Genomic DNA, 15,015 nt, shown 5'->3' on the forward strand with positions numbered 1-15,015 from the left:
GTCTAACCCACCTTATTTATCCATACAGAATTTAGAGAGTAATTAGAAAAATCTTTTGCCTAGTGAAGCGCCTAGCCAAGTTCCATAGAAACTTGGCGTTACTTACTTAGATTGTTACACATTCAAATAAATTTACTGAGCTACGACACTGAGTTTTACAAATGGAATCGATTTGTAAAACTCAGTTAGTGAGGCAGTTAGGTAGTTCGATTCCTTACCATTACGACGGAAAAATCCACGAATCGATAATATTCGTGGATTTTTACTAGTGAAGCGTTTAGGTAGACCGCCATAGCGGTTACCGTCAAATGACAGCAACTTTATGTTGCTAGTCATTTGTAACGATTTACATTTTTTCTTCCAACTCTACGTCTGGATACTTGTCCGCAAACCAGCGGAGGGCAAAGTCATTTTCAAAGAGGAAGACTGGTTGGTCGAAGCGGTCCTTGGCCAAAATATTGCGGCTTGAGGACATCCGTTCATCCAAGTCCTCAGGCTTGATCCAACGAACGGTCTTTTTACCCATTGGGCTCATGACTACTTCTGCATTGTACTCGCCTTCCATGCGGTGCTTAAAGACTTCAAACTGGAGTTGTCCCACAGCCCCTAGCATGTACTCGCCAGTTTGGTAATTCTTATAAAGCTGAATGGCTCCTTCTTGCACCAATTGCTCAATCCCTTTGTGGAAAGATTTTTGTTTCATAACGTTCTTAGCAGAAACTTTCATGAAAATCTCAGGGGTAAAGGTTGGCAGTGGTTCAAATTCAAACTTATTTTTTCCAACTGTCAAGGTATCCCCAACCTGATAAGTACCAGTATCGTAAACCCCGATAATATCACCTGCCACGGCATTGGTCACATTCTCACGACTTTCCGCCATAAACTGGGTGACATTAGAAAGCTTGGCAGTCTTCCCAGTACGAGGAAGGTTAACACTCATCCCACGCTCAAATTCGCCCGATACGATACGGACAAAGGCGATGCGGTCACGGTGACGAGGGTCCATATTGGCTTGGATTTTAAAGACAAATCCTGAGAAATCCTTGTCATAAGGATCCACAATTTCTCCGTCTGTTTTCTTGTGCCCATGTGGTTCTGGAGCAAACTTAAGGAAGGTCTCAAGGAAGGTCTGCACCCCAAAGTTAGTGAGGGCTGAACCGAAGAAGACCGGAGTCAGTTCTCCTTCAAGAATAGCTTCTTCCGAAAATTCATTTCCTGCTTCTTGCAAAAGTTCGATATCGTCCTTAACCTGAGCGTAGAAAGGATTGCTGCCAAAAAGCTGGTCACCATCTTCTAGACTGGCAAAACGCTCATCCCCTTTATAAAGTTCTAAACGTTGGTTATAGAGGTCATACAAGCCCTCAAAAGCTTTCCCCATCCCGATTGGCCAGTTCATTGGATAACTTGCAATACCCAAGACTTCTTCCAATTCTTGCAAGAGGTCCAGTGGCTCACGGCCATCACGGTCCAGCTTGTTCATAAAGGTAAAGACTGGAATACCACGGTGTTTGACAACCTCAAACAATTTCTTGGTTTGGGCCTCGATACCCTTGGCAGAGTCGACGACCATGACCGCAGCATCCACCGCCATCAAGGTACGATAAGTATCTTCTGAGAAGTCCTCGTGTCCTGGGGTGTCAAGGATGTTGACGCGTTTGCCGTCGTAGTCAAATTGCATCACAGATGAAGTGACCGAAATCCCACGTTGTTTCTCGATATCCATCCAGTCAGACTTGGCAAAAGTCCCTGTTTTCTTTCCTTTTACTGTACCAGCCTCACGAATCTCGCCCCCAAAGTAGAGCAACTGCTCAGTGATGGTTGTCTTCCCCGCGTCCGGGTGGGAGATGATGGCAAAGGTACGGCGTTTCTTGATTTCTTCTTGAATAGTCATAAGTTCTCTTTCTTTGATTCTCTATTTTTAGTTGTTTCAGTAGCTAAGAATGATGTTTACATTGGATTTTACCATTCCTTTCAACTCTCCATTATATCGGATTTTGGGGAGTTTTTCAATTGCTCATCTGATGAAAAGGCAAGCTAGAGTATAGATTTTACCTGATTTCTATTTTTCCACCGTTTCTTGAACAAGATATCAAAGAGAACAAGAGCCAGTGAAAGGATGACCGACACAAGGAGGTACTTTAGCCATAGAGGAGCATTCGAGATAAACGGTGTATCTCTTAAGAGACCATAATTTCCACCCGTCACCTGATTAACCCAAACTAGAAAGAGGTTGAGGATAAAAGTATAGGCTACAATCATATATTTCTTGAGCAGACTCTTGTCATAGTGATTCATCAAGTAAACCAAGGAATTCACCAAAAGGGCATAGTGCCCAATCAAAAATGAAAAACTAGTAATATGGGGAAAATCATAGGGGTCAAAAACGGGGTAAACCAAGGCAAAGACCGCTCCACTTGCTCCTAAGAGGGCAAAATATTGCTTGCTCCGCCATTTATCAGGCAAGAAAATCACCGCAAACATAGCCAAACGACAATGATAAAATGGAAGGCTATTAGAAAATGGAATCCCAAAACCAACATACCAACTATATAGGGCTAGCAACTGGAGAATCTGAATCCACTTAAACAAGCGGACAAATTTCGGATTTTGGTGATAAGCAAGTGCTCCATAAATACAAAGCACTAAAAGAAGCATCATAGCCCCATACCAAAAGAGTGGAATAGGAGGAGGAACCGTCTGAGATCTGGTGATAAATTGATGGAACATATTTTTATCCTAACTCTTATTTTCTCTATTCTCTAGTTTAACCATTATAGCGAATTAAAAGCGATTTTTCAATTTCTATTTCTTTTCAGTTTGGCTCCCTTATTTATAGGAAAATATGGTAAAATAGAACAGACTAAAAATCATCATTTCACGAAAGGATGCAAGATGAAAATTACGCAAGAAGAGGTAACACACGTTGCCAATCTTTCAAAATTAAGATTCTCTGAAGAAGAAACTGCCGCCTTTGCGACCACCTTATCTAAAATTGTTGACATGGTTGAATTGCTAGGCGAAGTCGACACAACTGGTGTCGCACCTATTACAACTATGGCTGACCGTAAGACTGTACTCCGCCCTGATGTGGCCGAAGAAGGAACAGACCGTGACCGCTTGTTTAAAAATGTACCTGAAAAAGAAAACTACTATATCAAGGTACCAGCTATCCTAGACGATGGAGGAGATGCCTAATGACTTTTAATCATAAAACCATTGAAGACTTGCACAACCTCCTTGTCTCTAAGGAAATTTCTTCAACTGAATTGACACAAGCAACGCTTGAAGATATTAAATCTCGAGAAACAGCTATCAATGCTTTTGTCACTATCGCTGAAGAACAAGCCCTTGCTCAAGCTAAGGCTATTGATGAAGCTGGAATTGACGTGGACAATGTTCTTTCAGGAATTCCACTGGCTGTTAAGGATAATATCTCTACAGACAGTATCCTCACAACTGCAGCCTCAAAAATGCTCTACAACTACGAGCCTATCTTTGATGCGACAGCCGTTGCCAATGCCAAAGCCAAGGGCATGATTGTCGTTGGGAAAACCAATATGGACGAGTTTGCCATGGGTGGATCAGGTGAGACTTCCCACTACGGTGCGACTAAAAATGCTTGGGACCACAGCAAGGTTCCTGGTGGATCATCAAGCGGTTCTGCGGCTTCTGTAGCTTCCGGACAAGTTCGTTTGTCACTTGGTTCTGATACTGGTGGTTCTATCCGCCAACCTGCTGCCTTCAACGGGATTGTTGGTCTCAAACCAACCTACGGAACAGTTTCACGTTTCGGTCTCATTGCCTTCGGTAGCTCATTAGACCAGATTGGACCTTTTGCACCAACTGTTAAGGAAAATGCCCTCTTGCTCAACGCGATTGCCAGCGAAGATGCCAAAGACTCTACTTCTGCTCCTGTCCGCATTGCCGACTTTACTTCAAAAATCGGTCAAGACATCAAGGGCATGAAAATTGCTTTACCTAAAGAATATCTCGGTGAAGGGATTGACCCAGAGGTTAAAGAAACCATTATCAATGCAGCCAAACACTTTGAGAAACTTGGCGCTATCGTAGAAGAAGTGAGTCTTCCTCACTCAAAATACGGTGTTGCCGTTTACTACATCATTGCTTCATCAGAAGCATCCTCAAACTTGCAACGCTTTGACGGTATCCGTTACGGCTATCGTGCAGAGGATGCGACCAACCTTGATGAAATCTATATAAACAGCCGTAGCCAAGGTTTCGGTGAAGAGGTAAAACGCCGTATCATGCTAGGTACTTTCAGTCTATCATCAGGTTACTACGATGCCTACTACAAGAAGGCTGGACAAGTCCGTACCCTCATCATTCAAGATTTCGAAAAAGTCTTTGCGGATTACGATTTAATCCTAGGACCAACTGCTCCAAGCGTTGCCTATGACTTGGATTCACTCAACCACGATCCAGTTGCCATGTACTTAGCTGACCTTTTGACCATCCCAGTCAACTTAGCTGGTCTCCCAGGAATTTCGATTCCTGCTGGATTCTCTCAAGGTCTCCCTGTCGGTCTCCAATTAATCGGTCCTAAATACTCAGAAGAAACCATTTACCAAGCTGCTGCTGCCTTTGAAGCAACAACAGACTACCACAAACAACAACCTGTGATTTTTGGAGGTGATAACTAATGAACTTTGAAACAGTCATTGGACTTGAAGTCCACGTAGAGCTCAACACCAATTCAAAAATCTTCTCACCTACTTCTGCCCACTTTGGAAACGACCAAAATGCCAACACTAACGTGATTGACTGGTCTTTCCCAGGTGTTCTGCCAGTTCTCAATAAAGGGGTTGTCGATGCCGGTATCAAGGCGGCTCTTGCCCTCAACATGGACATCCACAAAAAGATGCACTTTGACCGCAAGAACTACTTCTATCCTGATAATCCAAAAGCCTACCAAATTTCTCAGTTTGACGAGCCAATCGGCTACAACGGCTGGATTGAAGTGGAGCTAGAAGACGGTACGACCAAGAAAATCGGTATCGAGCGCGCCCACCTAGAGGAAGATGCTGGTAAAAATACCCACGGTACAGATGGCTACTCTTATGTTGACCTCAACCGCCAAGGGGTGCCTTTGATTGAGATTGTATCCGAAGCCGACATGCGTTCACCAGAAGAAGCCTATGCTTATCTGACAGCTCTCAAGGAAGTTATCCAGTACGCTGGTATTTCTGACGTTAAGATGGAAGAAGGTTCGATGCGTGTGGATGCCAACATTTCGCTTCGCCCTTATGGTCAAGAGAAATTCGGTACCAAGACTGAGTTGAAAAACCTCAACTCCTTCTCTAACGTCCGTAAGGGGCTTGAATACGAAGTCCAACGACAAGCTGAAATCCTTCGCTCAGGTGGTCAAATTCGCCAAGAAACACGCCGTTACGATGAAGCCAACAAAGCAACCATCCTCATGCGTGTCAAAGAAGGTGCTGCAGACTACCGCTACTTCCCAGAACCAGACCTCCCACTCTTTGAAATCTCAGATGAGTGGATTGAGGAAATGCGCACTGAATTGCCAGAGTTTCCAAAAGAACGCCGTGCGCGCTACGTATCTGACCTTGGCTTGTCAGACTACGATGCCAGCCAGTTGACTGCAAACAAAGTCACTTCTGACTTCTTTGAAAAAGCTGTTGCCCTCGGTGGTGATGCCAAACAAGTCTCTAACTGGCTCCAAGGCGAAGTTGCTCAGTTCTTGAATGCTGAAGGCAAAACACTGGAACAAATCGAATTAACACCAGAAAACTTGGTAGAAATGATTGCCATCATCGAAGACGGTACTATCTCTTCTAAGATTGCCAAGAAAGTCTTTGTCCACCTGGCTAAAAATGGCGGTGGCGCGCGTGAATACGTGGAAAAAGCAGGCTTGGTGCAAATCTCTGATCCAGATGTTCTGATTCCAATCATCCACCAAGTCTTTGCCGATAACGAAGCTGCCGTTGCCGACTTCAAGTCAGGTAAACGCAACGCAGACAAGGCCTTCACAGGATTCCTTATGAAGGCAACCAAAGGACAAGCCAACCCACAAGTTGCTCTTAAACTACTTGCACAAGAATTGGCGAAATTGAAAGAAAGTGAGTAATTTACTCTTTAAACACTTTTTTCTACTTTTAAGACGAGAATGAGACAAGGAGAATAAATGAACAAATTTTTACGATTGCTATTTGTCTTAGTCATCATCGCTATGTTAGGCGCTTCTATACTACAAATTTTCTTTCCATCATACATGGGAAGTCACTCCGGGTACGGAATATCTGCTGGTTGGCAACGAGAAATTGGAATATGGAATTTAGCTGTATTGATTATTATTCTCGCTATCAATATTAAATACGATTGGTTCTATCTACGAATCGCACTTCTTGCTCTCATTATTGGCGGAATTGGAATAGGAACAAATCACTTACTCAATTATATGGAGTATCACTCTCCTGTAAATGCTATCGGTGCTTTTGAAAATTACTTGCTAACAATAGGATGGATTGTGGGATGGCTCATCGAGCGCCATTCCATAAAGAAGCTAAATGCTAGTAAATAACACCTAGTATATCTTAGATGATTTTTAAAGGTTATTAAATAGTTTAATAATCATTCAAATTCAGAATTCTACCTTTTCAATCATATAGTTAGGAGACACATGAAAAAGTTTTACGCTCTCTTAATGACCTGTTTATTACTTGTTTTTCTATCCGTGCCTCAAATCGTTGATGCGGGTGTTGGACATTCCAGAAGTGGAGGGAGCAGCCGCAGTAGCTCCAGAAGTAGCAGCCGCTCAAGTGGAGGTGGAAGTCGTTCTGGTGGCTCATCCTACCACTACTACCGCTCTGGATATGGATCATCCTCTGACAGTTCTGCTAGCTCTCCCTATCTAGGATTTATGTTCATATTAGTCGGAGGAATCATACTAGTTGTTATCGTTAAATCCTTGCAGAATAAGTCTGGAGATTCGAGTTCAACCTACACTAGTAATGATTATCAAACGCTCCATCGTCGAGTTGAACATAACACACTGGCCATTAGTCGTGTGAAATACGGGGATCCAAACTTTGACGCGGAAGCCTTCACATCTTGGGTTAAGGAAGTCTACCTTAAATTGCAGGTTGCCTGGACTGAGAAAAATTGGAACTCTGTCCGCGCTTTGGAAAGTACCAGTCTCTACTCTCAACATAGTACCCAACTTGAGGACCATATTCGAGCTAAAACAACTAATGTTTTAGAGAAAGTTTGTATCGAAAATGTTCGCATCAAGGAGTTCATTGAAAATCCTGACGGAAACGATACCTTAGTGGTGATTCTGTCATCTACCTTGCGGGACTATGTCATTGACGATGAGACTCGTCGTGTCCTCGAAGGAGATCCTAAAAAAGATCTCTTCACCGTGTATCAATTGAACTTTATCCGTCAACATGGTAGCCAAACGCAAGCAGTCAATCCAGACCAAGTTGTGAGCGACCACTGTCCAAACTGTGGCGCCCCATTAAAAATCTCTGCAGTTAGCGAGTGTGACTACTGTGGTGCCAATCTCTCTCGCAGTCCAAACCAATGGGTACTTGATACCTATGATGTTGTGGATGAAGACGAGCTTTATAATTAGGAGGAATTATGGGATTTATACGTGCAGCCTTATCAGCAGGCTTAAATAGTTTTAATGATAGTAAATTCAAGGAAGCCATTGTCCTTCCAGATAATGTCTCTGGCGACGCCTTGGCCGTCAAGGGGCAATTGCTCACAAAAGACCCAGATGGACGTTCTCGTCACAGCAATCAAAATACAGGCCTCTTGTCAGATGGCAGTGTGGTTATCGTTCCCCAAGGCTATACCGCTATTTTGGTAAACAACGGTACCTTCCTTGGTGAAGTCCTCGAAGCTGGTAGCCACGAATGGCAAGCTGGTGATAACGCCTGGCTCCTTGAAAAAGGTGGTTTAAAAGGCACTTGGGAAAACTTTAAAAACCGTTTCTCTTTTGGTGGACAAGTCATCACCCAACAAGAAATTATCTTTATCCGCATGCAACCCATCGCGGGCAATAAGTTCGGCACACAAAATGCGGTCGAATACTTCAGCGAACGTTACCAACAACTGCTTAACATCCGTTTCTATGGCTTGTTTGATGTAAAAATAGCAGACCCAGTCCTCTTCTACGTAAGTTCTGTTAGCCGTCAAATTACTGACGGACAGCCATTTACTCTCCAAGATGTAGCTCAAGGAACGCTCCGTCAAAATATCGCACCGAAAATCGCGATTGCCATTGCCAAGTATACCAACGAAAACAAGGTAGATATCTATACCCTCAATGCCAACCAAGACACCTTTAACGAACTCGCTAAACAAGAGGTCAACAAGGTTTGGACAGGCCTCTACGGAATTGAAGCAACTAATATCTTGCTTGAAGACCTCAGCTACGACCAAGAAAGTCTTGATATCGTTCGCAAGCTTGATAGTGAGCTCGTGGCAATGAAGTACAACACGATTGAAATCGAAGAACGCCGTGCTCGTAACGAAGCACTTATTGCTGCAGCTGCCAATGAAGGGAATGGCAATGGGATGAACATGTTTATGGGTATGAATCTTGGCCAAACTCTCGGTGGTCAACTAAGCCAACAAGTCCAAAATCAAGCGCCGGCTCAAAACACTGAGCAAACTGCCAGCAAGAATTTTTACATCGAAGTCGATGGAAAATACGTCCTCGTTACTAAAGACGAAGATGGAAATATCGTACCAGTCAACTAATTAAGCTCCTTTTGACATTTGAGTAATGTCGTCTTTTATGGTACAATAAAGAGTAAATTATTTTATTAAAGAGGTAAAAACATGATTGAAGCAAGTAAATTAAAGGCTGGTATGACCTTTGAAACAGCTGACGGCAAATTGATTCGCGTTTTGGAAGCTAGTCACCACAAACCAGGTAAAGGAAACACCATCATGCGTATGAAATTGCGTGATGTCCGTACTGGTTCTACATTTGACACAAGCTACCGTCCAGAGGAAAAGTTTGAACAAGCTATTATCGAGACTGTCCCAGCTCAATACTTGTACAAAATGGATGACACAGCATACTTCATGAATACAGAAACTTACGACCAGTACGAAATCCCTGTAGTCAATGTTGAAAACGAATTGCTTTACATCCTTGAAAACTCTGATGTGAAAATCCAATTCTACGGAACTGAAGTGATTGGTGTTACCGTTCCTACTACTGTCGAATTGACAGTTGCAGAAACTCAGCCATCTATCAAAGGTGCTACTGTCACAGGTTCTGGTAAACCAGCAACGATGGAAACTGGACTTGTCGTAAACGTTCCAGACTTCATCGAAGCAGGACAAAAACTCGTTATCAACACTGCAGAAGGAACTTACGTTTCTCGTGCCTAATCTCTAGAAAGAGGTCATTCTATGGGAATTGAAGAACAACTTGGCGAAATCGTTATCGCCCCACGTGTACTTGAAAAAATCATTGCTATTGCTACTGCAAAAGTAGAGGGTGTTCACTCTTTTTCAAACAAATCAGTATCTGATACCCTTTCAAAACTTTCTCTCGGCCGTGGTGTTTATCTTAAAAACGTGGACGAAGAACTCACAGCTGATATCTACCTCTACCTTGAGTACGGAGTAAAAGTTCCTAAGGTAGCTGTTGCTATCCAGAAAGCTGTTAAAGATGCCGTCCGTAATATGGCTGATGTAGAACTCGCTGCTATCAATATTCACGTTGCCGGTATCGTCCCTGATAAAACACCAAAACCAGAATTGAAAGATCTATTTGACGAGGACTTCCTCAATGACTAGTCCACTATTAGAATCTAGACGCCAACTCCGTAAATGCGCTTTTCAAGCTCTCATGAGCCTTGAATTCGGTACGGATGTCGAAACTGCTTGTCGTTTCGCCTATACACACGATCGTGAAGATACGGATGTGCAACTTCCAGCCTTTTTGACAGAGCTAGTTTCTGGTGTTCAAGCTAAAAAGGAAGAACTAGACAAGCAAATCACACAGCATTTAAAAGCAGGTTGGACCATCGAGCGTTTAACACTCGTGGAGAGAAACCTCCTTCGCTTGGGAGTCTTTGAAATCACTTCATTTGACACTCCTCAGCTGGTTGCTGTTAATGAAGCTATCGAACTTGCAAAGGACTTCTCAGATCAAAAATCTGCCCGTTTTATCAATGGACTGCTCAGCCAGTTTGTAACAGAAGAACAGTAAAAAGAAAAAAGTGGTAATAGATGTAATTGTAAATAAAAATCCAGATAGGTTTTGCATGATTGAGAAAGTTGAAAAAACTATGACAGAGAATGGTCAATCGTAGATTAGATGTATAGCGATAGACAAGAGCGAAAAAGAGACCAATCAGACTATAATATAATAAACTAATTGGGTCTCGGTGAGATAGTATCAAATGACTGAGTCCAAAGATAAGACCTGATAAGATGACATCTAAATAGTACTTTGACTTAGGAAAGAAGGTGTTCATAAAATACCCTCTATCAAGAGTCTCCTCAAAAATAGGGCCGATGATTACAGGAAGTACAAAAGATAAGATAGTCGATAAAAAAGTTGGTTGTCCATTTGAAAGAACCACGGTAAAATACTCATCATGAATATTCCTATGATTAATCAAATGAGCATAGCGTGCCCAAAAATTACCGAGAATCTGATAAACCACATAACCTGCAAATAAGTAGAAGATAGTTGACCAGTTCCAGCTCTTTTTCTCAAAGATAAAGAGCATCTTTTTCTTTTTTAACCACCAAATTAATAGAAGGAAATTTACTACTAATCCCATTGTTAAAATAAGAGAATAGACATCAGCGCCTAACCCTAAAATTATCGTCACATACAATCCAATTGTTTGTGGTAAATAGGTAGATAGTAAAATAATAAGCAAAAATATTCCAAATTGTCTTAGTTTCTTTGTGTTTCTCATCGTACTTTTTTTGAAAGATTATCCTGCTCGGAAACCGTGCTTCCAAGCATCTCTATAAGAATTAAGTGCCCCTTGCCCCATATAGGGAGCAAATTCTCTATAATATAACCATCTACTATATCCATCTTCCCAAACGGCAAGACCACCTGAAGTTTGCTCTAAGTCCTCAGTTGAAAGAACTGTAAATGTATTTGTACCTGTCATTGTAAGTACCTCCTTAAAATAAATTTTTGTAAGCTTACATCTACAGTATACATCTTTTTTGTCTATTCTATAGTCCATCTCCTCAATTGTCAATTTTTCGACCTGAATGGTATGACTATCAATAACATAAGAAAGCATCTCTCAATCTTACTATCAAATTAGAAAAAGTGTTTGACAGCTATCAAACACTTTTTTCTTTGCCTTCCACTATCTAAAAAAGTGGTAATAGACATAATTATAAACAAAAATCCAGATGGGTTTTGCATAAATGAGAAAGTTGAAAAAACTATGGCACAGGATGGTGATTTTTAAGTTCTTTGTCCAACGGTAGACAAGGGCATAGAAGAGACCGCCTAAACTATAAATAATCAAACTGATAGGATCTCGGTGAGTTAGGATTAAATGACTAAGTCCAAAGATAAGAGCAGATAGGACAACATCCAGATAGTACTTGGATTGGGGAAAGAAGGTATTCATAAAGTACCCTCTATGAATCAGTTCCTCTAATATAGGTCCGACGATTACTGTTAAACTAAAACTGAGAACAGTTGATAGAAAAGTTGGTTGACCATTGGAGTATAGAATCGAAAGAAGGTCTTGAAAGATATACTTGTTATCAATTAGGTGATGAAACTGTAACTGAAAAGCATCCACCAATTGACGATCAAAATAAGTAGCCACTAGACCAACTACAAGGTAAAAGAATTTTGACTTCTTTGAACCCTTTTTTTCAAAAACATAGAGCATCTCTTTCTTTTGGAGCCAGTAGATAAATAATAGCAAAAGAGCTATTACTTCAACTGTTAAAAAGATAGAATAGCCATCTATCCCCCATCCTAAAAACTTAGTTAAATGCATAATCCCCAACTCTGGTAGATAAACCGATAGAAATACCAGTGATGTATAGACTCCCAAATGCCCTAGTTTTTTCATACTTACCCCTTTAAATTATTAGAACATTAAGGTATAATTCCGTTACCATAACCAGTCATTCTAGTACATATTGTACTTGAATCAGTTGCAATGCTGTAAGCATAAGGCCAACTCCAATAATAATCATCAACCAACCAAATCATGCCACCACCTGAAACTTGTTCTAAGTCCTCAGATGAAAGAACTGTAAATGTTTCTGTACCTGTCATATCAAGTAGCTCCTTAAAATAAATTTTTGTAAGCTTACATCTACAGTACATATCTTTTTGTCTATTTTATAGTCTATCTCCTCAACTGTCAATTTTTCACCCTAAATGGTAGCTTTACTCATTGAGAAATAAGAAATTGATAAAAGAGATTTCTCTATCTCCCCATCAAATTAGAAAAAGGTTTGACAGATATCAAACGCTTTTTTCTTTATCTCCTAACTTCCTACTATCTAAAAATCAAATAATAGATATAAAATAAGATCGACGGAGCATAGGGAATTGCATTATAGAAACTATGACAAACAATGGTAAACCGAAGACTACCCGTAACTCGATAAACAACTGTAAATAGAAGACCAAGAATACTATAAATGATGAGACTGATGGGGTCACGATGAGATAGAACTAAGTGACTGAGCCCGAAGATGAAAGAAGACAAGATCACATCCAAATAAAACTCCGACTTCGGAAAGAAGGTATTCATAAAATAACCCCTATAGATTGTCTCCTCAACAACAGGTACAATCGAAATGTTAAAGATTAAAAATATAAGACTTGATAGAGTCGTTTCTCTCCCGTTTAAGTAAAGTTCTGAAAGAAGGTCTTGGAAAATAAAGCTATGGTCAATCAATCGAATATTCTGCATTCTAAATCCATTTAAAAAAGAATAGATAAGGAAACAAGCCACTAAGAAAGCGAGATAAGACCAGCACCAACCCTTTTTGTCGAAGATAAAGAGCATCTTCTTCTTTTTCAACCACAAAACGAATAAAAAGAAAATAAGCAACACTTCTCCAACTAGGAAGATTATATAGCTGTCCATTCCTAAACCAAAGGTTCTAGCTAGAGTTATAGCCCCTAATGGCGTTAAATAAATGTACAGGAACATTAAAATCATACAGATTCCTAAATGTATTGTCTTTTTCATTCTTTCTCTCCTAATGGTAAACTCTCTATTAGGGCAATATAGAGGATAGACCATTGATTGTTTTTCTTATTTATCTAGAGTATTCATGTTTATCCATGCTCTATTATCAAAATAGCTAGAACAAATTGTTCTAGCTTTTAAGTTTTCTTAGTATTTTCTAAAGCGTTGGTAACGTTCTTCGATAAGTTGGTCGAGTGGTAGTTCTTGCAATCTATCTAGTTCTGCACGCAATTCATTTTTAACGCAACCTAGCAGTTCTTTACTTGACAGCCCTGCTTCTGAGATTACCTTGTCTACGATTCCCATTTCTAGGAGTTCATGTGAAGTGATTTTCATCAACTCCGCCGCTTCCATAGCACGACTTCCATCCTTCCAAAGGATAGAGGCAAATCCTTCAGGGCTAAGTACGGCGTAGATTGAGTTTTCTAACATCCAGACACGGTTAGCTACGGCTAGAGCTAGGGCCCCACCAGATCCACCTTCACCGATAATAATCGCAATGATTGGAACCTTGAGGTCACTCATTTCCATCAGGTTTCGGGCAATTGCTTCACCTTGTCCACGTTCCTCGGCTCCAACACCTGGGTAAGCACCCGCCGTATTGATAAAAGTCACAACTGGACGGCCAAACTTTTCTGCCTGTTTCATCAGGCGAAGAGCCTTACGATAGCCTTCTGGATGAGGTTGCCCAAAATTTCGTTTGAGGTTATCATGAAGACTCTTCCCTTTTTGGATACCGACGACTGTGACTGCTTGGTCACCTAACCAGCCAATTCCACCAATGACCGCACCATCATCTCGGAAAGAGCGATCTCCATGCAATTCGATAAACTCATCGAAGGTGCCATTGGCAAAATCAAGGGCTGTCAAGCGACTTTGCTCGCGTGCCTCTCTGACTATTTTTGCAATATTCATCCGCGACTTCCTCCATGCAATCTTACTAATTTAGCAATTGTTTCAGGCAATTCTCTCCGTTTGACAATTGCATCAACAAATCCATGTTCAAGCAGAAATTCTGCCTTTTGGAAGTCATCCGGCAAGGTCTCACGAACTGTATTTTCGATAACACGACGTCCAGCAAAACCAACCAAACTCTGTGGCTCCGCTAGGATAATATCCCCTTCCATAGCAAAAGAAGCGGTCACCCCACCTGTTGTCGGATCGGTTAAAATAGTTAGGTAAAAAAGTCCTGCCTTGGAATGACGTTGAACTGCCGCAGAAATCTTAGCCATCTGCATCAAGCTCATGATTCCTTCTTGCATACGGGCTCCACCAGAAGCTGTGAAGAGAACGACTGGCAAGTTTTCTACCGTTGCATACTCAAACAAGCGCGTGATTTTTTCACCCACAACGGTTCCCATAGAAGCCATGATAAAGTTTGAATCCATGATCCCAAGGGCAACTTTTTGTCCCTTGATACTAGCTGTACCAGTCAGTACTGCTTCATCCAAACCTGTCTTTTCACGCATAGTAGCCAATTTTTTCTGGTAGCCAGGAAAGTTTAATGGATCTTGAGTTTCAATACCCGTAAACATCTCCACAAAGCTGTCAGAATCAATCGTCAAATCCAAGCGTTCCTGAGCTGAAATACGGAAAGTATAGCTACAATGGGGACAAATGCGCTCACTCCCAAGGTCCTTTTGATAAATGGTGTGTTTACAACCAGGACACTGGGAGAAGAGTTCATCCGGAACCTCAGGCTTGGCTTGTGGTTTCTGCCTTACGGAACGGTTAGGATTGATCCGAATATACTTATCCTTTTTACTAAATAGAGCCATAACTCCCCCTTTTAGTTCTCATA

19 protein-coding genes are annotated in these 15,015 nt (G+C 41.3%); 9 read left to right on the forward strand and 10 right to left on the reverse strand.

All coding sequences use genetic code 11. The features are described from left to right. Positions 1-132: 132 nt before the first annotated feature. From ACXYSL_RS02900 to ACXYSL_RS02910, 3 genes are all read right to left on the reverse strand, one after another. Entirely contained in the window at positions 133-336 is a 204-nt protein-coding gene (locus ACXYSL_RS02900) for a hypothetical protein (protein WP_250315327.1), read from the reverse strand. 10 nt (positions 337-346) lie between these two features. Then, a complete protein-coding gene (locus ACXYSL_RS02905) occupies positions 347-1,891 on the reverse strand; it encodes a peptide chain release factor 3 (protein ID WP_061588416.1) in 1,545 nt (514 codons plus the stop codon). Between the two features lie 143 nt (positions 1,892-2,034). Further along, on the reverse strand, positions 2,035-2,727 hold the full coding sequence (locus ACXYSL_RS02910) for a YwaF family protein (protein WP_458623916.1): 693 nt from the start codon (positions 2,725-2,727) through the stop codon (positions 2,035-2,037). Positions 2,728-2,892: 165 nt separating this feature from the next. On the opposite strand from ACXYSL_RS02910, the gene gatC reads away from it, so the two are divergent. The 9 genes from gatC (at position 2,893) to nusB (ending at position 10,219) form a co-directional block, all read left to right on the forward strand. Beyond that, positions 2,893-3,195 carry an Asp-tRNA(Asn)/Glu-tRNA(Gln) amidotransferase subunit GatC gene (gene gatC, locus ACXYSL_RS02915; RefSeq protein ID WP_458623917.1) on the forward strand — a complete coding sequence of 101 codons (303 nt, stop codon included), beginning with the start codon at positions 2,893-2,895 and terminating at the stop codon, positions 3,193-3,195. After that, positions 3,195-4,661, forward strand: a complete 1,467-nt coding sequence (gene gatA, locus ACXYSL_RS02920; RefSeq protein WP_458623918.1) for an Asp-tRNA(Asn)/Glu-tRNA(Gln) amidotransferase subunit GatA — start codon at positions 3,195-3,197, stop codon at positions 4,659-4,661. The genes gatC and gatA overlap by 1 nt, the downstream gene beginning before the upstream one ends. Then, on the forward strand, positions 4,661-6,106 hold the full coding sequence (gatB, locus tag ACXYSL_RS02925; RefSeq protein ID WP_001008649.1) for an Asp-tRNA(Asn)/Glu-tRNA(Gln) amidotransferase subunit GatB: 1,446 nt from the start codon (positions 4,661-4,663) through the stop codon (positions 6,104-6,106). The genes gatA and gatB overlap by 1 nt, the downstream gene beginning before the upstream one ends. 57 nt (positions 6,107-6,163) lie before the next feature. Next, complete coding sequence (locus ACXYSL_RS02930; RefSeq protein ID WP_458623919.1) at positions 6,164-6,559, forward strand: hypothetical protein; 396 nt, start codon at positions 6,164-6,166, stop codon at positions 6,557-6,559. 99 nt (positions 6,560-6,658) lie between these two features. Continuing rightward, positions 6,659-7,615, forward strand: a complete 957-nt coding sequence (locus tag ACXYSL_RS02935) for a zinc-ribbon domain-containing transport protein (protein ID WP_000715069.1) — start codon at positions 6,659-6,661, stop codon at positions 7,613-7,615. A gap of 8 nt (positions 7,616-7,623) precedes the next feature. Then, positions 7,624-8,751, forward strand: a complete 1,128-nt coding sequence (locus ACXYSL_RS02940) for an SPFH domain-containing protein (protein WP_458623920.1) — start codon at positions 7,624-7,626, stop codon at positions 8,749-8,751. Positions 8,752-8,832: 81 nt separating this feature from the next. Further along, entirely contained in the window at positions 8,833-9,393 is a 561-nt protein-coding gene (gene efp, locus ACXYSL_RS02945) for an elongation factor P (RefSeq protein WP_000568640.1), read from the forward strand. A gap of 21 nt (positions 9,394-9,414) precedes the next feature. Beyond that, positions 9,415-9,804: an Asp23/Gls24 family envelope stress response protein gene (locus ACXYSL_RS02950; RefSeq protein ID WP_000510584.1), complete on the forward strand. Its 390-nt coding sequence runs from the start codon at positions 9,415-9,417 to the stop codon at positions 9,802-9,804. After that, positions 9,797-10,219 (forward strand): transcription antitermination factor NusB, encoded by a 423-nt coding sequence (gene nusB, locus ACXYSL_RS02955; protein WP_000203659.1) that lies wholly within the window; start codon positions 9,797-9,799, stop codon positions 10,217-10,219. The genes ACXYSL_RS02950 and nusB overlap by 8 nt, the downstream gene beginning before the upstream one ends. Here the strand turns inward: nusB and ACXYSL_RS02960 are convergent. From ACXYSL_RS02960 to accD, 7 genes are all read right to left on the reverse strand, one after another. After that, positions 10,191-10,940 (reverse strand): lysostaphin resistance A-like protein, encoded by a 750-nt coding sequence (locus ACXYSL_RS02960; protein WP_458623921.1) that lies wholly within the window; start codon positions 10,938-10,940, stop codon positions 10,191-10,193. The genes nusB and ACXYSL_RS02960 overlap by 29 nt on opposite strands. Before the next feature lie 18 nt (positions 10,941-10,958). After that, positions 10,959-11,144 (reverse strand): biofilm-regulating peptide BriC, encoded by a 186-nt coding sequence (briC, locus tag ACXYSL_RS02965; protein WP_458623922.1) that lies wholly within the window; start codon positions 11,142-11,144, stop codon positions 10,959-10,961. A 207-nt stretch (positions 11,145-11,351) separates the two neighbouring features. Then, complete coding sequence (locus ACXYSL_RS02970) at positions 11,352-12,077, reverse strand: CPBP family intramembrane glutamic endopeptidase (RefSeq protein WP_096421716.1); 726 nt, start codon at positions 12,075-12,077, stop codon at positions 11,352-11,354. Positions 12,078-12,103: 26 nt separating this feature from the next. Further along, complete coding sequence (locus ACXYSL_RS02975) at positions 12,104-12,286, reverse strand: hypothetical protein (protein ID WP_007520576.1); 183 nt, start codon at positions 12,284-12,286, stop codon at positions 12,104-12,106. 226 nt (positions 12,287-12,512) lie between these two features. After that, positions 12,513-13,214, reverse strand: coding sequence for a CPBP family intramembrane glutamic endopeptidase (locus ACXYSL_RS02980; RefSeq protein ID WP_096421714.1), 702 nt, complete (start codon positions 13,212-13,214; stop codon positions 12,513-12,515). 147 nt (positions 13,215-13,361) lie between these two features. Continuing rightward, positions 13,362-14,129 (reverse strand): acetyl-CoA carboxylase carboxyl transferase subunit alpha, encoded by a 768-nt coding sequence (locus ACXYSL_RS02985; RefSeq protein WP_458623923.1) that lies wholly within the window; start codon positions 14,127-14,129, stop codon positions 13,362-13,364. Further along, the gene (gene accD, locus ACXYSL_RS02990; protein WP_001173374.1) at positions 14,126-14,992 is read right to left on the reverse strand and encodes an acetyl-CoA carboxylase, carboxyltransferase subunit beta; all 867 of its coding nucleotides are present in this window, start codon (positions 14,990-14,992) and stop codon (positions 14,126-14,128) included. The genes ACXYSL_RS02985 and accD overlap by 4 nt, the downstream gene beginning before the upstream one ends. Between the last annotated feature and the right edge of the window lie 23 nt (positions 14,993-15,015).

The sequence above is a fragment of the Streptococcus sp. V913 genome (genome assembly GCF_054353455.1).